Source organism: Pseudomonas sp. E315, assembly GCF_055406205.1.
This window is the reverse complement of record NZ_JBUZPJ010000001.1, coordinates 284,360-302,596: the sequence shown is the minus strand read 5'-3', so window position 1 is coordinate 302,596 and position 18,237 is coordinate 284,360. Positions and strand designations below refer to the sequence as shown.

The following is an 18,237-nucleotide window of genomic DNA, read 5'->3' as shown; positions in this document are numbered from 1 at the left end:
TCGAGCATTGGCTCGGCTATCCCTACGGAACGGATGAAGTCTTAGGAAAATTAATACAGCGTTGCAGGAGTTAACCGCCGCTAAATTAAGAGCGTTACAACACGTTACACAGGAGAACTCCTGCTTTTATCAAAGGTGCTGCTCATGTCTGTCGCCGCCACGCTGGTGCAAAAACTGCGCAAACGTCTTAGCAAACCCTCGGGGTATCAATTGTTCGATATCGCGCTCAAGCAGCGCATTGACTTAAGCCCCTCACTGACACGCTTTGTGTTCAGCGGCACCGACGTGGCGCTGATGCGCACACTGGCGCCCGATCAGCGGGTAAAGCTGTTTTTCCCGGCAGCCAATGGCGCAGCGCCCAACCTGCCTAAAGATGGCGACTGGCAAGCGCAGCGACGCAGCCTACCGCTCAATCAGACACCGCCGATGCGCACTTACACCATTCGCAGCCTGCGGCCCGAGGCGAGTGAGCTGGACATCGACTTTGTGCTGCATGGTGAAACCGGCCCGGCGTCGAGCTGGGCGGCGCATGCCAAGCCCGGCGATTGCCTGCAAATTGTCGCGCCTGATGCCGCCTACCACGCCGACCCCGGCGGTTACGAATGGCAGCCGCCAGCCGGTGTGCGCCAAATATTGCTGATGGGTGATGAAACGGCGCTGCCAGCGATTGCCGGTATTTTGGAACAACTGGCCGAACACCCGAACGCGCCGCAGGTTCAAGCCTTTATTGAAGTGCCAGGAGAGTCAGACTGTCAGCCCTTGCTCTGTGGGCTGAATGCCAAAGTACATTGGCTACCGCGCGCTAGCTTGGGCAAACAACATGGTCAAGGCATGATCTTGGCGGCCCGTGAATTGGCGAACCTGCCGCCGCTGCCCGTTAACGCTCACCATTCAACCCCTTTGCAAGCACTTGATTTAAATCACCAGCGACCTTGGGAACTGGCCAGTGCCAAGCACAGTGATTTTTATGCGTGGGTGGCGGGCGAGTCGGCAGCCGTCATGGCCATTCGCCGGTTTTTAATTAATGAACGCGGGCTGGATCGTAAAGTGCTGACGTTGATGGGGTATTGGAAACTGGGGCGATCATTGGAATGAGGCCTTGGCTTTTGCTTTACAGGCTTTTGCTTTTGCTTTTGCTCTACAGGCCCCTTCGGAAGGCCGAGTGTAGGTTCTGCGTAGTGGGCCTCCCGGCAGGAAGCCGGGAGAGCCGTGTTGGGCCAAGGATGGCCCGTCACGGCGTGCCCACGGAGCGGGGCCGTAGCGAGGGAACTTGAGCGCAGCGAAAGCCGTACGCTGGGGCAAGGCCTTTTTGCTTACTTTTGCGGCTGTTTGGCAAAAGTGAGCCGCCGTAGGGGCGGAACCCGTAGATCGCCGTTGCGCATTAAATAGATATGTATGCTGAGCTGTTACTGCGATACCGAGTACATATCCATTACTGACGCTTAATTGAAAAATGGGTTTCGCTCTTACAGCGAGTCCCTTTTGGCAAACAGCCCCAAAAGGAACCAAAAGGTCCTTGCCCCAGCGTACGGCCCTCGCTTCGCTCAGGTTCCTTCTCTCCGGCCCCGCTCCGTGGGCACGCCGTGACACGCCCAAACGTAAACACACCACGTCGGTTACCCTCGCAATTGCGGGGCTTGCCCCGGCGAAAAGGAGTACCCTGCCGTCCGGCATTAATTCCCCGCCCATGGAACCCCTATGTTTCCCAACGCTGAACGCTACAACCACTCCACCGAATACGCGAACAAACTGGTCGACCGTATCGGGCAAACCCCTGCCTGGATTGCTCAACGTATCGGTGTAACCGAAAAGCGCATGCGCTACATCCTCGCAGGCTCGCGCACGATCAAAGGCGACACCACAGAAATCATCATGACGTACGCCGAGCAGTTCTGCCTGGAGTGCCTGGCCGCCGAAGCAAAGGCCGCTAAAGACCGAGCACGCTCCAAGGCCGCCACGCCTGCCAGCGACGCTTAAAACAATCCGAGCTGCCCACCGACCAAAGCACTGAAGTCGTCGTCGACGAATACCAGAATCGCGTCCGCTACCGGTTGCAGCTGACGCGTCAGGTAATGCTCGTAATCCACCGGTGCGGTGCGGTTTTCCAGTGGTTGCGGGCCCGCCACTGTGATCACGTAACTAATGGTGCCGCCATTTTGATACTGTCGCGGGCGCCCGTGCTCGTCGTTGTATTCATCGGCCAGCCGCGCCGCACGCACATGGGGCGGCACGTTGCGTTCGTAGTCGCTTAGCTGGCGGCGCAGTCGCTTGCGGTAAATCAGCAGTTCGTCATGTTCACCCGCCAGGGTGCTGCGCACAAAGTCGCGCACGTAGTCTTGGTACGGTTGACGGTTAAAAATGCGCAGGTACAACGCTTGCTGAAACTGCTGGGCCAGTGGCGACCAATCGCTGCGCACCGTCTCAAGGCCCTTGTAGACCATCTCACGCTGACCATCAGGGCGCACCACTAAGCCGGCATACCGCTTTTTACTGCCCTCTTCAGCCCCACGAATGGTCGGCATCAGAAAGCGGTTGTAGTGGGTTTCAAACTGTAATTCCAGCGCGCTGGTTAACCCGTACTCATCACGCACGTGATCCTGCCACCACTGATTGACGTGTTGCACTAACGCACGCCCGATGCGGGCGGCATCTTCTTCGCTGTGTTCGCTACGCAACCAGACAAATGTGGAGTCGGTATCACCGTAAATCACGCTATAGCCTTGGGCTTCAATCAGTGCGCGGGTTTTGAGCATGATTTCGTGCCCGCGCAAGGTGATTGATGACGCCAGCCGGGTGTCGAAAAAACGACAACCACTGGAGCCCAACACGCCATAAAACGCATTCATGATGATTTTCAGGGCTTGGGACAATGGCGCATTTTTTTCGCGTTTGGCGACTTCGCGGCCATTGGCAACGCGCTCGATGATGGACGGCAAACAGTGCCGGGTTCGAGAAAAGCGCGCACCCCGAAAACCCGGCACTGAGTGTTCATCGTCAGGTTGGCGCAGGCCTTCAACCAGCCCCAGTGGGTCAATCAAAAAGGTGCGAATGATCGACGGATAAAGGCTTTTGTAATCGAGCACCAACACCGACTCGTACAAACCGGGCTGGGACTCCATGACAAAACCACCGGGGCTGGCTTGCGGTGGTTTGTCGCCCAAGTTGGGCGCAACAAAGCCCTGGCGGTGCATTAGCGGCATGTACAAGTGATAAAACGCAGCCACGGAGCCACCGCTACGGTCGGCGGGCAAGCCTGTGACCGAGGCGCGCTCCAGCAAAAAAGTCAGCAGCTCGGTTTTCTCGAAGATGCGCGTCACCAGCTCGCAGTCTTTTAGGTTGTAGCGGGCCAATGCGGGTTTGTCCTCAACAAACATGCGGTTGATTTCGTCCATGCGCTGGTACGGAGTGCTGATGTCCTTCCCTTCGCCAAGCAGGGTTTGCGCAACATTTTCCAAACTAAAAGACGAAAACGACCACGTGGCCGAACGCAGTGATTCAATGCCGTCGATGATCAAACGGCCTGCGGCGCTGGCGAAAAAGTGGTTTTTGCGTGTGCCGTGCTCTCGCCACTGCATTTCGCTACCAGCACGCCCCAGCAGCAACGGGATGCCCAGTCGGCGGGCGTGTTCGTGTAACACGCGTAAATCGAACTGAACTACGTTCCAGCCAATAATCGCGTCCGGGTCATGCTGGGCCAGCCACTGATTCAAACGTTCCAGCAACTGGCCACGGGTCGAGCAAAACTCAAGGTCAAAGTCGACCGGCGTATCGGCTTCGGTCGCTTTTCCCAACATGTAAACCTGGCGCTGCCCACAGCCTTGCAGCGCGATTGAGTACAGATCGCCCTGCGGGCTTGTTTCGATGTCCAGCGACACCAGTTTCAAACGTGGTCGATAGTCCGGGGCAGGTTTCATCTGTGCTTCAAGTAACAGGCCATCGTCCTGTGGCTGACCACTGAAACTGACCGACGCCGTAATAAAGCGCTCCATCAGGAAGCGCTCTGGCGGGCGAATGTCGGCCTCAAACACCTCAACACCTGCGCGGCGTAACCGCTGGGCAATGTCGATCAGTTGACCATGTTGCTGGCAGTAAAGGCCCATGACCGGCCGCGACTGGAAATCGCACAAAGCCAAATCACGTAGCTCGACGTTGCGTTCATCCACCAGCAACGCCTGCGTCTGCACGCGTTGCGCCGCCGGGATAAATGCGATGGAGGTCTGATATGGCAAACGCACTGGCTGCGGCCCTTGATCAGTGGCCAGCCAAAACTCGACGTGCGTACCGGATGGGGTGTCGCGCCAGTGCCGGGTCAGGACGAAACCTTGCCTTACATCCACCGCTGTGACCTCAAAAGCTGAACCGCTGGGTTACAGGCATGTCGCCAGCGCCGCCAAACGGCGCATCGCTACAGCGTCAGGCTGTGGCGCGTAGTAACTGGCGGAGGTGCCCGTGCCCTGCGTTTGCAGGTCGGTAAAGTAGTCGCCACCACGGGTGTAGACCGTCATCTTTCCAGCCTTGTCGGTCGTGATGTAACCACTGGCATCCACACCAAAAACGGTTTCGTCCTGCCACGAAAACTGAACGCACTCAGCAACCAACGGCATGGCTTTATCAGACGCCAAAACCCGCACCGGGCTTTTATTGCGGGCTTGATCCATCGCAGGTGAAGCACACCCGGCCAGCATGGCCACGCTCAACGCACCAATCAGCATTCGCATCAGATACCCCCTCGAAAAAGGTGCTCACGATAGCACGCCACTGCCTGCGGTTGAGCCCTCGTATGCCTGCTCGCTCATCAGTGATCTAAAGCACAGAACACACTGGTACTGGCTGGATCCGCGACGCTACGCCAGCACGCTGAGAATCAGAAACAATTGGATCCAATGTCAAATTTCAGGCAAAAAAAAGCCCAAGTAGCTGATGGAAACTTGGGGCTTAAAAATGCATAAACCGTGGTAGGTGAACGCGGGGCGATCTTATCGCGCCGCCATAACTTGTAACAAGTTATTTTTGAAATTTTTTCACACACATTAGTCTGCTAAGTCCTTCAATAACCACACTTTTTTCTTGGTATTTAAAATAAAGACGATCTTAAATCGCCATTATTTACTTAGTATTTAAAAGGTTATTAGCGCGTTATTGCATAATAAATACACGGTGTATTACCAGATATCACACCGTGAACACACCGGGAGAGTGCCTGTTTTTTGACGAATCTAGCCGTTTTCTGGCCTGCTGGGGCTGAACTCGAAAACACTCAGGTAGCCGGGTTCCAGAGAGAAGCGAGATCAACACTTGAAACGACTCTGAAACGCAGCCTGTGGGCAATCTCACTGCTGAGACTGCCCACCAAGGCGCTGTATTGTGAACGCTATAAAGCGGGTAGCCCTGCCACGTTGGCACGTGCTGTGTGCAGTTTTTTGTAGCTGTCGATCAGGCGCTGATGCCTGTCGAGACCTTCGAGCTTCATACTCGTGGGCGTTAAGCCGAAGAAGCGAACACTGCCTGCCACCGAGCCCAGCGCTGCATCCATGCGTTGATCACCAAACATCCGACGCAAGTTAGGTTCGTAATCCGCGAGATCCAGTTCATCGTCCAACTGCACTTCCAGCACCACATTCAAGGCTTGGTAAAACAATCCGCGCTCGACAGTGTTGTCGTTGTATTGCAGGAAGGCTTCTACCCGCTCTTTGGCTTCATCAAACTTCTTCAAAGCGAGATAAATCAACAGCTTCAACTCGAGAATCGTTAACTGCCCCCAAGCCGTATTGTCGTCAAACTCGATACCGATCAAGGTAGTGATGTCGGTGTAATCATCAAGCTCACTGTTCTCTAAACGCTTAACCAGCGCCCTAAGGCCAACATTTGTGAGTTGATGCAGGTTAAGAATATCGGCACGGAACAACAGCGCTTTGTTGGTGTTATCCCAGATCAGGTCATCTACCGGATAAATTTCCGAGTAATCCGGCACCAAAATGCGACAAGCCGGTGCGCCTAGATGCTCATACACCGCCATGTACACTTCTTTGCCCATGTCTTCGAGAATGCCAAACAACGCAGCGGCTTCTTCGGCATTGGAGTTTTCACCCTGCCCGGAGAAATCCCACTCCACAAAATCGAAATCAGATTTGGCACTGAAAAAGCGCCACGACACAACGCCGCTGGAATCAATAAAGTGCTCAACAAAGTTGTTCGGCTCAGTGACCGCGTGGCTCTCAAAAGTAGGCTGAGGTAAATCGTTCAGGCCTTCAAAACTGCGCCCCTGCAACAACTCCGTAAGGCTGCGTTCCAATGCCACTTCAAGACTTGGGTGCGCCCCAAAGGAGGCGAACACACCGCCGGTGCGCGGGTTCATCAGGGTGACGCACATCACGGGGAACTCACCGCCCAACGACGCATCCTTCACCAACACTGGAAAGCCCTGCGCTTCGAGGCCCTGAATGCCTGCCAGAATACCGGGGTATTTCGCCAACACTTCTTGAGGCACGTCAGGTAACGCCAGCTCGCCTTCAATAATTTCGCGTTTTACCGCACGTTCGAAGATTTCCGACAGGCACTGCACTTGCGCCTCGACCAGCGTGTTGCCTGCACTCATGCCATTACTGAGGTACAGATTTTCGATCAGGTTGGACGGGAAATAGACTTCTTGGCCGTCGGACTGACGCACGTACGGCAGCGAGCAGATGCCACGCTGTACATTGCCTGAGTTGGTGTCGTACAGGTGCGAGCCACGCAACTCGCCATCTGGGTTGTAAATTTGCAGGCAGTATTCGTCGAGAATTTCAGTCGGCAGCGCATCTTTAGGGCCCGGCTTGAACCAACGCTCGTTCGGGTAATGCACAAACGCCGCATTGGCGATGTCTTCGCCCCAAAACTGGTCGTTGTAGAAAAAATTGCAGTTCAGTCGCTCGATAAATTCACCCAGCGCCGACGCCAACGCGCCTTCTTTGGTGGCGCCTTTACCATTGGTAAAGCACATCGGGGAGTGCGCATCGCGGATATGCAGCGACCACACATTGGGAACAATATTGCGCCATGAAGCGATTTCGATCTTCATGCCCAAGCCCGCCAAAATGCTCGACATATTGGCGATGGTTTTCTCCAGCGGCAGATCTTTGCCCGCGATGAAGGTGCCAGCCTCTGAAGCAGGGTTGAGCATCAGTAGCGCCTGAGCATCGGCGTCCAGATTTTCGACCTCTTCAATCACAAACTCCGGGCCGGTTTGCACCACCTTTTTCACCGTGCAGCGGTCAATGGAGCGCAAAATCCCCTGGCGGTCTTTGGCAGAAATATCAGCAGGCAACTCGACCTGAATCTTGAAAATCTGGTTGTAGCGGTTCTCGGGATCAACAATGTTGTTCTGGGACAGACGGATGTTATCGGTAGGAATATTGCGGGTTTCGCAGTACAACTTCACGAAATAAGCCGCACACAACGCCGATGAAGCCAAAAAATAATCGAACGGGCCAGGTGCCGAACCATCACCTTTGTAGCGGATAGGTTGATCAGCCACCACCGTGAAGTCATCGAACTTGGCTTCTAGACGAAGGTTGTCGAGAAAGTTGACCTTGATTTCCATGGGGGTTTACCAGAATAACGGGTTAAATAATTTGGCCGCCATTATCCGGTTTTTCAGTCGCAAGTCTTGTATTTTTCAGCCGGGGCCGCTGGCCGGTTCGCAACGCCTCATTTGCAGTAGCTCGTAGATTCAAGCTAAATCCAGTTCATAAATAGGTATCCGATAATTAATCATATACGCCATACAAATCAGACTTCCACCCGTTGAGTCAGGCCGAATTGGGCTCACAGCTATCCTCTCGCGACAACCTGATGATTAATTTAAACACCTCGACATAGCCATATATTAAGACGTTATTTATTTATCACTTCAAACTCACCATTTACCTACACATACCACCGCCCGAACACTTTTATATTTAAGCTAATACTTTCACACCCCCTGAAAAAAATAAGCCTCTGAAACGAATCCACAATAAGCTGTTCATCTTAATAGTACTTACTGCATCGAGAGAACATAGGACTTCGTGAGCCTGCTAAAGAGCCTACCAATAAGCAACCCACTTTCAATGATATTCACGCGTTGGAGCATGCCGACGCGAAGATGACAAAACACTATCAGGATGGACACGTTGAGAAAGGTATCGAGTACCTTGAGGTGGGGGCTGATTTGGCGTTTTGAGGTGGGGGTTTTGCAAAAGTTTTGCAAATCGCAGACAACAAAAAAGGGCCCACCTTTCGGTGAGCCCTTCTAGACCGCCCAGCAGAGCGGATTTTGTTTGGTAGGCGCGATTGGACTCGAACCAACGACCCCCACCATGTCAAGGTGGTGCTCTAACCAACTGAGCTACGTGCCTGCTGTGGGGTCGCATTCTATAGATTTACGAAGGGCTGTCAACACCTTTTTGCAGCTAAGCCTATGAATAGTCGGATTATTTATTTGAACACCCAAAATACGTTGTCAGGGGTAGCTGGCAGGTAAATTTCAACTCAGGTAGCATCGCCGTCACTCGTAAAAAATATAAAACAGAGGTTGCAGAATGGCGAACACTCCTTATCCCCAGTCTTACTACGCGGCTTCCGCTAACCCTGTACCAGAGCGCCCCGCCCTGCAGGATGAAGTTGAAACGGACGTTTGTGTGATTGGCGCTGGTTACACGGGGCTATCGAGTGCGCTATTTCTGCTGGAGAACGGCTTTAAAGTCACAGTGCTTGAGGCTGCCAAAGTAGGTTTCGGTGCTTCGGGACGCAACGGCGGGCAAATCGTTAACAGTTATAGCCGCGATATTGACGTGATTGAACGCTCGGTCGGAGCCAAGCAGGCCCAACTGCTAGGCCAAATGGCGTTTGAGGGCGGCAAGATCATTCGCGAACGTGTGGCCAAGTATCAGATCCAGTGCGACTTGAAAGACGGCGGTGTGTTTGCAGCCATCACTCATAAACAGATGGGCCATCTGGAAGCACAGAAAAAACTGTGGGAGCGCTATGGCAATACTCAGCTTGAGTTGCTGGATCAGCGCAAGATCCGCGAAGTCGTCGCCTGCGATCACTATCAAGGTGGCCTGCTGGATATGAGTGGTGGCCATATTCACCCACTCAATCTGGCACTCGGTGAGGCCGCAGCTGTTGAGTCGTTGGGCGGCACTATTTACGAACAGTCGCCCGCGGTTCGCATTGAACGCGGCGCCAATCCTGTCGTACACACTCCACAGGGCAAGGTCAGGGCCAAGTTCATCATCGTTGCCGGCAATGCGTATTTGGGCAATTTGGTGCCTGAACTAGCAGCCAAATCCATGCCATGCGGCACACAAGTTATTACCACTGAGCCGTTGAGTGATGAACTGGCTAAATCGCTGTTACCGCAGGACTACTGCGTTGAGGACTGTAACTACTTGCTCGATTACTATCGTTTGTCGGGTGACAAACGCCTGATCTTTGGCGGCGGCGTTGTGTATGGCGCGCGTGACCCAGCCAATATCGAGGCGATTATTCGCCCTAAAATGCTCAAAGCCTTCCCACAGCTCAAAGATGTAAAAATCGACTACGCGTGGACGGGCAACTTCCTACTGACATTGTCACGCCTGCCACAAGTCGGCCGTATTGGCGACAACATCTATTACTCGCAAGGGTGCAGTGGTCACGGCGTGACTTACACCCATCTGGCAGGCAAAGTGCTGGCTGAAGCCCTGCGCGGTCAAGCGGAGCGTTTTGATGCCTTTGCTGACCTCCCACACTACCCGTTCCCAGGTGGGCAACTTTTACGCACTCCACTTACAGCCTTAGGCGCTTGGTACTACAGCCTGCGCGACAAGTTCGGCTTTTAATTGATAACCACAAAAAACGGCGCTCAACGCGCCGTTTTTATTTGCTGAATAGCTTGTCAATGAGCCTCCATTGTTTTGATTGCTATGGCTCCCGCCTGCTCCTGGCCTGCTTGAGACAGATCGTTGGCTGCTTTTAGCCAGCGGGATTTATCGACCTGCGCGGGTAACTGACCGGGGGACAAAATCAGTACCGCCCAACTGCCAGCATCTGCCCAAGCGGACTCGAATGCACTGAAGTCCATCAGCAATCGGCGTTCCATTCCTGCACGTAGCAACACCGTGTGTTTAGTCCGGTTGTAGCCCGCCAGCATGGCGTAACGCGGCTCAGACCAGACCCGGCCCTCAGTAAAGCGCACCATGACAGGATAACCAGCAGCTACTTGAGTCAGTAATGCCGGGAGGTTTTTATCCAATGGATACACGACCAGCCCATACTCACGGGCCAGTTGCTCCATGTTGCCCTGCATCGCGGTTTGCGCATCCGGCAATTTCAAAGGTTTGGTCAACAGGCCCGGCGTGGTTCGCACCCGTTGTTCGCTGAGCATGCTGGCAAGCACCTGCGGGCCACTCTGGTTGGCATTACCACGAAAGAATGGCACACCATTCAACTCGACCCTTTCAGGCAAATGGCGAATTTCAGGCCGCTCCACACTGGCACATCCCGCCATGACCAACGCGCACAAGGCAACCAGCCCCAATCGTATGGATTTCAATCCAATCACTCCCTGCTCCCTCGCCCTGAATCACGGCCAGACCTTCAGGCCTGACGCTAGATGATGGCCGATCATAGGGCGCTCGCGTGGTGAGGTATAGCCTTAAACCGCAGTTTCGGGCGCAAGTTAGAGCAAATCAGTTAGTCCATCACGACCTTTGGTCAATAGCCTGAAACACGCCAAAGACTAGACTGTCCATTACAAAGTGTGTGTGCCCGTTGTGGGCAAAGGAGGCACTGATGAGCCCAGCATTAACTATTTTCCTGCTGTTTGCCGGCTGGTTGACCGTCGCCGCAGCCATGTTGTGGGGAGTGATGCGTATCAGCCGCCGCCACCATCATCCCGTGCAACCCACGTTGCACGTCACGCCCGAAAAACCGATCGCAGGCACTGTAAACGCGCACTAACAAAAAACCGCCTACCCAGCGCTGGATAGACGGCTTTTAGACTACAGCCCGGGTTTATTTGGTCAGGGTCGCCTGACGTTTTTCTCTAACCCTTCGCGCCAGAATGTTCAGTGTTTCAACAGTCGCCGAAAAGGCCATCGCGGCATAGACGTAACCCTTCGGCACGTGGGCACCAAAACCTTCTGCAATCAAAGTCATCCCGATCATGATCAAGAAGGCCAACGCCAACATCACAACGGTCGGATTCTCGTTGATGAACTTGGCCAACGGCTCAGAAGCCAGCAGCATCACCAGCACCGCCACGACGACTGCAATCACCATGATCGGCAAGTGTTCTGTCATACCGACTGCGGTGATGATGCTATCGATAGAAAACACCAAATCCAGCATCAAAATCTGCCCAATCGCGGCGGCAAACCCCAAGGTCACCTTGGACGACACGCTGTCGGTTTTGCCCTCTGCTTCAGGGCTCATGCTGTGATGGATTTCGCTGGTGGCTTTCCACACCAAGAACAAACCACCCGCGATGAGGATCATGTCTTTCCACGAAAAGGCCTGCCCCAGCACCTCAAACACAGGGGTCGTCAATTGCACGATGTACGCGATGGTGCTGAGCAGTCCCAGTCGCAAAATCAATGCCATGCCAATCCCGATACGGCGAGCCTTGGTGCGATATTGCTCAGGTAACTTGTTAGTCAAGATCGAGATGAAAATCAGGTTGTCGATCCCGAGCACAATCTCCATCACGATCAATGTGGCCAGTGCGACCCAGGCTGTAGGGCTGGCCGCCAGTTCTAAAAGATATTCCATATATGTGTTCTGACTCTGCGGTAGGACAAATTAGATAGCGTGTGAAGACTCTTCACGCTCTTGAGCAGGCTCTTCTTGTTTAATCAACCCGCCAGTGGCCTCACTGAGTGCTTGCTCAGCCGCTTTGTGGGTGTCATCGATCGCCTGCTTGGCGCTTTCTGCCGTTTTACTCAACATGTGTTGCGCTGCTTTTTCAGCTTGATCGCAACCGCCCATCATCAGCATCGCCACTGCCAGCAACGCTACGGCACCTGTCTTCTTAATCGTCATCGTGATTTTCCTCTCTAATACGGCAGCCAACAGAGTGACTCGCGAATAACGCGGGATTTTAGACAAGCAAACACTTCAGTAAAATTCGTATTTTTAAGCGCTATACTTCGTTTTTTACGAAGTATTACTCAGCCGATGCTTAACTATCGACAACTCCATTACTTCTGGGTGGTTGCTAAAACCGGCAGCATCGTGCGCGCCTGCGAACAGCTCAACCTCACGCCGCAGACCATCAGCGGGCAAATCAGCTTGCTGGAGCAAACCTATGGGCTGCCATTGTTTAGGCGAGTCGGCCGACAGTTGGAACTGACTGAAACCGGGCGTCAGGTCTTGCCTTACGCCGAGCAAATATTTCAAGTCGGTAGCGAACTGGAAGGCATGTTGCGCATGTCGCCCAAAGAGCAGCAGGTTCTGTTCCGGGTGGGGGTGGCCGACGTGGTGCCCAAATCCATTGTTTACCGGCTGATAGCTCCGACAATGGCGCTTAGCGAGCCTATTCGCATCACTTGTCGCGAAGATAAGCTCGATCGGCTACTGGCAGATTTGGCGATTCAGCGGCTGGATCTGGTCATTTCTGACAGTCCGATGCCCTCTCACCTCGATATCAAGGGTTTGAGCCAGAAGCTCGGCGAGTGCGGCATCAGCTTTTTTGCGACCTCTGCTCTGGCCACACACTACGCCGAAAATTTTCCACACTGCTTACAGGGTGCACCGCTACTGATTCCTGGGCCAGAAACTGTGCTGCGCAGCCGTTTGCTGCGCTGGCTGGCAGAGCAACAAATTCAGCCTCGTATCGTCGGTGAGTTCGATGACAGTGCTTTGATGCAGGCCTTTGGTCAGTCCGGGATTGGGGTATTTATTGCGCCCAGCGTGATCGCCCAAGAGGTCATTCGCCAGTTCAACGTGGAACTGATTGGCCAAACTGAAGCAGTTACTGAATCCTTTTACGCCATTACCGTCGAGCGCAAGATCCGGCACCCCGGCATCGTTGCGATTACCGAAGGTGCCCGGCGCGAGCTGTTTACCGATTTGAGCAGTTAAGCGCAGACGGCTCGGGTTTTGGATGTCATCAGCAACAACGCGAGCAAAATCGACACCAAAATAAACCCGGCAGCGGCAAACCCAAGGTTACCTAAACCATAGCTATCAATGACCCGGCCGCCGACCATCGCCCCCAGACCAATGCCCAAGTTAGCCCCAGCGATGTTCAACGATGCGGCAAATGCTGGTGCATGCGGGGCAACCTTCATCAGCCTTACATGGCTGACCAAAAACAGCGCGGCCTGCGTCACACCCCAAACGCCCATCGCTGCCGCCAAGCCCAAGGTTGAATGAATGCTCGGTACCAGCGCCACCATGCCGCCAATCATAAAGGCACAAAACACCATCGACGCAATCAGCGGATGGCGATCTACCATGCGTCCACCCAGCGAATTACCTATCAGCCCCACGGCGCCAAACCCCATCAGGCACCAGCCCACCAAAGTGCCGTTGAAACCCGCCAAACGCTCAAGAATATCGGCCAAATAGGTATAGGCCGTAAACATGCCACTGAATACCAGTACCGAGAGCACGATATGCCCGATGATCAGCGGGCTGCGCAACATGCCAAATTGTGAGCGCAGGGTGACGGCCTCTTTGACCACACGAGTGACTGGCAAGTAGATCCACAACAACAAAGCTTTGGCCAGCGCGACCACTGCCAGAATCCCAAATGCACTGCGCCAGCCCCACGCATCAGAGATCAAAGTGCCCACCGGAATGCCAAACACCGTCGCACACACAATGCCAAAGCCAATTTTGGCAATCGCCCGCCCTGCGTAATCCGGCCCGACAATGTCCACCGCTGTTTCGCTGGCCAGCGCCCAAAAAACGGGCAGGCCTAACGCGGGTAACAGCCGCGCAAACGCCATCACCCAAATATTGGGCGCCAACGCCGCCACCGTGTTGGCGAAGGCGAACATCAGCAATATCCCGATAAACAGGCGCTTGCGTTCAAACCGCGCAAAGTAAGCCGTCAAAAAAGGGCCCAACGCTGCAACGGTGAACGCGAACAGCGTCACCAACAAACCCGCTTGAGGCACGCTCACATCAAGATCACGGGCGATTGAAGGCAACAAGCCCACAATGATGAATTCGGTGGTCAGAACAGTAAAACCGGCCGCAGACAGCAGCAGGATGGGTAACAGCATGAAAAACTCCAGAGACAGCGACGCCAGCGAAAGCCAAAAAGGCCCACTGACTTGAGGAAAAATGAGGATGCGCAATAGTAACAGAATGTTTAGCAGCCAGATTGCTTGCCTCACAAGAAACTCAACGCAAGCGCGACAGATTGCCCTGACTGACGAAAGTTCCTACATCCCTGTGATAAAGTCCGCCTCCCGCCAGGGGTTTAGCGCGACAGACGCACACTCTACGCATCACTAAACTGCACAGCTGCCTCTAATGAACATAACCGTCGACTGCTTTACGAACAGCCAGCCCTTTAGTGCTGCTCGCCAAAAGCCTTTTACGCATTCCCCACAACAACTAGAGACACCCTTATGACTGACGCTTCACCTTCCCTGCTGCACAGGCTAAAAAGCACCAGTCTGGTGACCCAGATTGTCGTTGGGCTCATTGCCGGGATCTTGTTGGCCTGGCTTGCGCCCGCGGCCGCTGTCTCGGTCGCCTTCATTGGCAAGGTGTTCGTCAGCGCCTTGAAAGCCGTTGCCCCGATTCTGGTGTTTGTGTTGGTAATGGCCTCTATTGCCAACCACAAACACGGCCAAGAAACCCACATCCGCCCGATCCTCGTGTTGTATTTGTTCGGCACCTTTGCAGCGGCCGTCGTCGCCGTTATTGCCAGCATGATGTTCCCGTCCAATCTGGTACTGGCCACCGAAGATATTGCCGTATCGGCCCCCGGCGGCATCAGCGAGGTGATGCAAAGTCTGCTGCTGAGCGTGGTCGACAACCCCGTCAGCGCGCTGATGAATGCCAACTTTATTGGCATTCTGGCCTGGGCCATTGGTATGGGGATCGCTATTCGCCATGCCGGTGACACGACCCGCACAGTGCTCAGCGATTTGTCGAATGGCGTCACCTTGATCGTGCGCGTGGTTATCCGCTTCGCACCGCTGGGGATTTTCGGTCTGGTCGCCTCCACTCTCGCCACTTCGGGTTTTAGCGCTCTACTGGGTTACCTGCACCTACTGGCGGTGCTGATTGGCTGCATGTTGTTTGTCGCACTTGTGATCAACCCGCTAATCGTGTTATGGAAGCTGCGTCGCAACCCATATCCGCTGGTATTTTTGTGCCTGCGTGAAAGCGGAATTACTGCCTTTTTCACGCGCAGCTCAGCGGCCAACATTCCCGTGAACATGGCATTGAGCGAGCGTTTGGGGCTGCATGAAGACACTTACTCAGTCTCGATCCCGCTGGGTGCCACCATCAACATGGCAGGCGCAGCAATCACTATTACGGTACTGAGTCTGGCGGCGGTGCATACGCTGGGAATTGAAGTCGACTTACCTACCGCTATCTTGCTCAGCGTTGTAGCAGCCATTTGCGCCTGTGGTGCATCAGGTGTGGCGGGAGGTTCGTTATTGTTGATTCCGCTGGCGTGCAGCCTGTTCGGCATCCCGAGCGAAATCGCGATGCAAGTAGTGGCGGTGGGTTTCATCATCGGCATCCTGCAAGACTCGGCCGAAACGGCACTTAACTCTTCAACCGACGTACTGTTTACTGCTGCGGCCTGCATGGCCAATGAAGACAAAGCCTCGCCACAAGGCTAAGTCAACGCCTATTCAGGGGCGCCGGATTGGCGGCTCCTGAATAGGCTACGTTGCGCTACTCCGCGCAGACGCTCAACTCAATCAGAACGCACCCATGTAATCGCGCTTACCGATTTCCACGCCGTTGTGGCGCAGGATCGCGTAGGTGGTGGTCACGTGGAAGAAGAACTGCGGCAAGCCATAAGTCAGTAGGTATGCCTGACCTGTGAAGCGTTTTTCTTTCGGCGTGCCTTGGCGAGTAATGATTTCGATGCCTTCCTTACCATCAATCTGCTCAGCTTTGATGGTGTCAACAAAAGCCAGCACCTTGGCGATCAGCGCTTGGAGATCGGCGAAAGTCGTTTCGTTATCATCGTATTTTGGCAGTTCGATTTCAGCCAATCGGCCTGAAACACCTTTGGCAAAATCCACTGCAATTTGTACTTGGCGCACCAGCGCGAACATGTCGGGTGCCAGACGCGCCTGCAAAAACACGTTCGGATCAATGTTCTTGGCGGTTGCGTGAGCCTCAGCCTTGGTCAACACACCGCTCATGGCATTGAGCATTTGCTTGAACACAGGAATGGATGCGGCGTACAGAGAGATAGTCATGAAGGTCTCGACAGTCGATGGGCGGGAGTTACAGTGCAGCGATTATAGACACCTGGCTCGGTTGAAGCGGCTTGTCTTTTATCGCGTAATAGCCATAGGCTCTGTGCGCAATGTCTCTATGCGGGGATGACGCATTGAAAACAGGCTCAGAATGCGCATTTGCAACACGTAAAGTCATGCACAACCTTGGCCGTTCTTCGCCTGTTTTGCCCTGGTTAACTTTCACACGACAACATTTCGTACAGACCATAGCGAGCCCACCATTCAACGCACAAGGAAAGCGTGATGAGCACTGAACACGATACGGACACCGAACCTCGGCTCAACAGCATTGAGATCCGCATCCTCGGTTCCTTGATCGAGAAGCAAGCCACTAACCCTGAAACCTACCCGCTGACGCTCAATGCACTGGTATTAGCTTGTAACCAGAAGACCAGCCGCGAGCCGGTCATGAGCCTGACACAGGGCCAAATTGGACAAAGCCTGCGTGCGCTTGAAGGCCGCGGCTTCACACGACTGGTGATGGGCAGTCGCGCTGATCGCTGGGAGCATAAGGTCGACAAGGCGCTGGAGTTGGTGCCGGCACAAGTCGTGTTGCTGGGCCTGTTGTTTTTGCGCGGCCCACAAACGCTGAACGAACTTTTGACCCGCAGTGGTCGCATGCACGACTTTGAAGACACTGAACAAGTGCAGCATCAGTTAGAGCGTCTGATTGCTCGGGACTTGGCGCTTCTGCTGCCGCGCCAATCGGGTCAACGTGAAGACCGCTACATGCATGCGCTGGGCGATCCGTCTGATATCGAAGCGATCATGGCCGCACGCCAGCAATCCACAGAGCGGAACACGAGTTCCGGCGTATCACTGGAGCGTTTTGAAGCCCTCGAAGCGCGAATCGCCGCACTCGAAGCACGCTTGGCTGAACTCGAATAACCCTGCCGGCCGGGCGAGGTCACTCGCTCGGCGCTGTCGTCAACTGCGCGCAAATGCGACCGCTGCCTGAAACTGCTCGGGTGTGGGACGAACCCCGGTGTACAACACAAACTGTTCTAGCGCCTGAATCGCAATGACTTCCAGCCCCGTAATCACCTGTTTGCCTTGAGCCCGCCCACGAGTGATCAACGGTGTTTCAACCGGAATCGCCACCACATCAAAGATGATCGCGGCCAGATCTACTGCATCGGCCTCAAACGCCAAGTCATCAGCCTCTGCCCCGCCAGCCATGCCTACCGGTGTTACGTTGATCAACATCTGTGGACGGTGAGCCCCCAGTTCCGGCAACCACTGATAACCACAGTTTTTCGCCAATGCGGTGCCCGTGATCTCATTGCGCGCAACGATGATGCCGTTTCGGTAACCGCCATCGCTCAGGGCGCTGGCCACGGCCTTGGCCATGCCACCACTGCCCCGTAGCGCAAAGCGGGTGTCCTTGGCAATCTGGTGGGTATTGAGCAACTGCTCAATCGCGATGTAGTCAGTGTTGTAGGCCTTGAGGTGGCCGTCGGTATTGACGATGGTGTTGATTGAATCGATGGCTTCAGCCGATGCGTCCAACTCATCTACCAGAGCGATACAGGCTTCCTTGAAGGGCATCGACACCCCGCAACCACGAATCCCTAACGCGCGGATCCCCGTTACAGCGCCAACTAAATCCTTGCTAGTGCACGCTTTGTAATAGAAATTCAGGCCCAACTGCTCGTAAAGATGATTATGAAAGCGCAGTCCGAAGTTCCCCGGTCGCCCTGACAGCGATATGCAGAGCCGGGTGTCTTTGTTCGGATTCATTTGCATGCTCATCTCCTTATCGAAGGCTTTCAGATAAACGGCGAGC

16 protein-coding genes and 1 tRNA gene are annotated in these 18,237 nt (G+C 54.3%); 7 read left to right on the top strand and 10 right to left on the bottom strand.

Annotated features, from left to right (window positions below; all coding sequences use genetic code 11):
* Positions 1-144 precede the first annotated feature (144 nt).
* Together ACZRJQ_RS01650 and ACZRJQ_RS01645 are read left to right on the top strand one after the other, a co-directional pair.
* On the top strand, positions 145-1,095 hold the full coding sequence (locus tag ACZRJQ_RS01650) for a siderophore-interacting protein (protein WP_463976670.1): 951 nt from the start codon (positions 145-147) through the stop codon (positions 1,093-1,095).
* Between the two features lie 603 nt (positions 1,096-1,698).
* Complete coding sequence (locus ACZRJQ_RS01645; protein ID WP_463976669.1) at positions 1,699-1,977, top strand: hypothetical protein; 279 nt, start codon at positions 1,699-1,701, stop codon at positions 1,975-1,977.
* Here the strand turns inward: ACZRJQ_RS01645 and ACZRJQ_RS01640 are convergent.
* The 4 genes from ACZRJQ_RS01640 to ACZRJQ_RS01625 all read right to left on the bottom strand — a co-directional run bounded on the left by ACZRJQ_RS01640 (position 1,974) and on the right by ACZRJQ_RS01625 (position 8,375).
* On the bottom strand, positions 1,974-4,337 hold the full coding sequence (locus tag ACZRJQ_RS01640; protein ID WP_463976668.1) for a DNA polymerase II: 2,364 nt from the start codon (positions 4,335-4,337) through the stop codon (positions 1,974-1,976). The genes ACZRJQ_RS01645 and ACZRJQ_RS01640 overlap by 4 nt on opposite strands.
* A 30-nt stretch (positions 4,338-4,367) precedes the next feature.
* Entirely contained in the window at positions 4,368-4,718 is a 351-nt protein-coding gene (locus ACZRJQ_RS01635) for a hypothetical protein (RefSeq protein ID WP_463976667.1), read from the bottom strand.
* 653 nt (positions 4,719-5,371) lie between these two features.
* Positions 5,372-7,579, bottom strand: coding sequence for an OsmC domain/YcaO domain-containing protein (locus ACZRJQ_RS01630; RefSeq protein WP_463976666.1), 2,208 nt, complete (start codon positions 7,577-7,579; stop codon positions 5,372-5,374).
* Between the two features lie 719 nt (positions 7,580-8,298).
* Positions 8,299-8,375 (bottom strand) — tRNA-Val (locus tag ACZRJQ_RS01625).
* A 183-nt stretch (positions 8,376-8,558) separates the two neighbouring features.
* Between ACZRJQ_RS01625 and ACZRJQ_RS01620 the strand changes: the two genes are divergently transcribed.
* On the top strand, positions 8,559-9,842 hold the full coding sequence (locus ACZRJQ_RS01620; RefSeq protein WP_463976665.1) for an NAD(P)/FAD-dependent oxidoreductase: 1,284 nt from the start codon (positions 8,559-8,561) through the stop codon (positions 9,840-9,842).
* A 56-nt stretch (positions 9,843-9,898) separates the two neighbouring features.
* Here ACZRJQ_RS01620 and ACZRJQ_RS01615 read toward each other — a convergent pair whose 3' ends face one another.
* Positions 9,899-10,510, bottom strand: a complete 612-nt coding sequence (locus ACZRJQ_RS01615; protein WP_463976980.1) for a peptidase C39 family protein — start codon at positions 10,508-10,510, stop codon at positions 9,899-9,901.
* A 284-nt stretch (positions 10,511-10,794) separates the two neighbouring features.
* On the opposite strand from ACZRJQ_RS01615, the gene ACZRJQ_RS01610 reads away from it, so the two are divergent.
* Complete coding sequence (locus ACZRJQ_RS01610; protein WP_463976664.1) at positions 10,795-10,962, top strand: hypothetical protein; 168 nt, start codon at positions 10,795-10,797, stop codon at positions 10,960-10,962.
* A 54-nt stretch (positions 10,963-11,016) separates the two neighbouring features.
* Here the strand turns inward: ACZRJQ_RS01610 and ACZRJQ_RS01605 are convergent, their stop codons facing one another.
* Together ACZRJQ_RS01605 and ACZRJQ_RS01600 are read right to left on the bottom strand one after the other, a co-directional pair.
* Entirely contained in the window at positions 11,017-11,772 is a 756-nt protein-coding gene (locus ACZRJQ_RS01605) for a TerC family protein (RefSeq protein ID WP_463976663.1), read from the bottom strand.
* Between the two features lie 30 nt (positions 11,773-11,802).
* Positions 11,803-12,042: a hypothetical protein gene (locus ACZRJQ_RS01600; protein WP_463976662.1), complete on the bottom strand. Its 240-nt coding sequence runs from the start codon at positions 12,040-12,042 to the stop codon at positions 11,803-11,805.
* Between the two features lie 135 nt (positions 12,043-12,177).
* Here ACZRJQ_RS01600 and nhaR point away from each other — a divergent pair, with 135 nt between their 5' ends.
* Positions 12,178-13,083 carry a transcriptional activator NhaR gene (gene nhaR, locus ACZRJQ_RS01595; protein WP_463976661.1) on the top strand — a complete coding sequence of 302 codons (906 nt, stop codon included), beginning with the start codon at positions 12,178-12,180 and terminating at the stop codon, positions 13,081-13,083.
* Here nhaR and ACZRJQ_RS01590 read toward each other — a convergent pair.
* Entirely contained in the window at positions 13,080-14,234 is a 1,155-nt protein-coding gene (locus ACZRJQ_RS01590; RefSeq protein ID WP_463976660.1) for an MFS transporter, read from the bottom strand. The two genes, nhaR and ACZRJQ_RS01590, sit on opposite strands and share 4 nt — an antisense overlap.
* A gap of 351 nt (positions 14,235-14,585) precedes the next feature.
* On the opposite strand from ACZRJQ_RS01590, the gene sstT reads away from it, so the two are divergent.
* Positions 14,586-15,818, top strand: a complete 1,233-nt coding sequence (sstT, locus tag ACZRJQ_RS01585) for a serine/threonine transporter SstT (RefSeq protein ID WP_463976659.1) — start codon at positions 14,586-14,588, stop codon at positions 15,816-15,818.
* Positions 15,819-15,899: 81 nt separating this feature from the next.
* On the opposite strand, the gene ACZRJQ_RS01580 is transcribed toward sstT, so the two are convergent.
* The gene (locus ACZRJQ_RS01580; RefSeq protein ID WP_463976658.1) at positions 15,900-16,409 is read right to left on the bottom strand and encodes a DUF1993 domain-containing protein; all 510 of its coding nucleotides are present in this window, start codon (positions 16,407-16,409) and stop codon (positions 15,900-15,902) included.
* 285 nt (positions 16,410-16,694) lie between these two features.
* Between ACZRJQ_RS01580 and ACZRJQ_RS01575 the strand changes: the two genes are divergently transcribed.
* Entirely contained in the window at positions 16,695-17,339 is a 645-nt protein-coding gene (locus tag ACZRJQ_RS01575) for a YceH family protein (protein WP_463976657.1), read from the top strand.
* A 39-nt stretch (positions 17,340-17,378) separates the two neighbouring features.
* Here ACZRJQ_RS01575 and ACZRJQ_RS01570 read toward each other — a convergent pair whose 3' ends face one another.
* Entirely contained in the window at positions 17,379-18,197 is an 819-nt protein-coding gene (locus ACZRJQ_RS01570; RefSeq protein ID WP_463976656.1) for a shikimate 5-dehydrogenase, read from the bottom strand.
* Positions 18,198-18,237 lie beyond the last annotated feature (40 nt).

Bases quoted from the DNA above. Each gene is read 5' to 3' on its own strand.
- ACZRJQ_RS01580 (WP_463976658.1), bottom strand. From the start codon at position 16,409: ATGACTATCTCTCTGTACGCCGCATCCATTCCTGTGTTCAAGCAAATG.
- ACZRJQ_RS01630 (WP_463976666.1), bottom strand. From the start codon at position 7,579: ATGGAAATCAAGGTCAACTTTCTCGACAACCTTCGTCTAGAAGCCAAG.
- ACZRJQ_RS01620 (WP_463976665.1), top strand. From the start codon at position 8,559: ATGGCGAACACTCCTTATCCCCAGTCTTACTACGCGGCTTCCGCTAAC.
- ACZRJQ_RS01570 (WP_463976656.1), bottom strand. From the start codon at position 18,197: ATGCAAATGAATCCGAACAAAGACACCCGGCTCTGCATATCGCTGTCA.
- ACZRJQ_RS01635 (WP_463976667.1), bottom strand. From the start codon at position 4,718: ATGCGAATGCTGATTGGTGCGTTGAGCGTGGCCATGCTGGCCGGGTGT.
- ACZRJQ_RS01610 (WP_463976664.1), top strand. From the start codon at position 10,795: ATGAGCCCAGCATTAACTATTTTCCTGCTGTTTGCCGGCTGGTTGACC.
- sstT (WP_463976659.1), top strand. From the start codon at position 14,586: ATGACTGACGCTTCACCTTCCCTGCTGCACAGGCTAAAAAGCACCAGT.
- nhaR (WP_463976661.1), top strand. From the start codon at position 12,178: ATGCTTAACTATCGACAACTCCATTACTTCTGGGTGGTTGCTAAAACC.
- ACZRJQ_RS01605 (WP_463976663.1), bottom strand. From the start codon at position 11,772: ATGGAATATCTTTTAGAACTGGCGGCCAGCCCTACAGCCTGGGTCGCA.
- ACZRJQ_RS01615 (WP_463976980.1), bottom strand. From the start codon at position 10,510: ATGGCGGGATGTGCCAGTGTGGAGCGGCCTGAAATTCGCCATTTGCCT.
- ACZRJQ_RS01600 (WP_463976662.1), bottom strand. From the start codon at position 12,042: ATGACGATTAAGAAGACAGGTGCCGTAGCGTTGCTGGCAGTGGCGATG.
- ACZRJQ_RS01645 (WP_463976669.1), top strand. From the start codon at position 1,699: ATGTTTCCCAACGCTGAACGCTACAACCACTCCACCGAATACGCGAAC.
- ACZRJQ_RS01575 (WP_463976657.1), top strand. From the start codon at position 16,695: ATGAGCACTGAACACGATACGGACACCGAACCTCGGCTCAACAGCATT.
- ACZRJQ_RS01590 (WP_463976660.1), bottom strand. From the start codon at position 14,234: ATGCTGTTACCCATCCTGCTGCTGTCTGCGGCCGGTTTTACTGTTCTG.
- ACZRJQ_RS01650 (WP_463976670.1), top strand. From the start codon at position 145: ATGTCTGTCGCCGCCACGCTGGTGCAAAAACTGCGCAAACGTCTTAGC.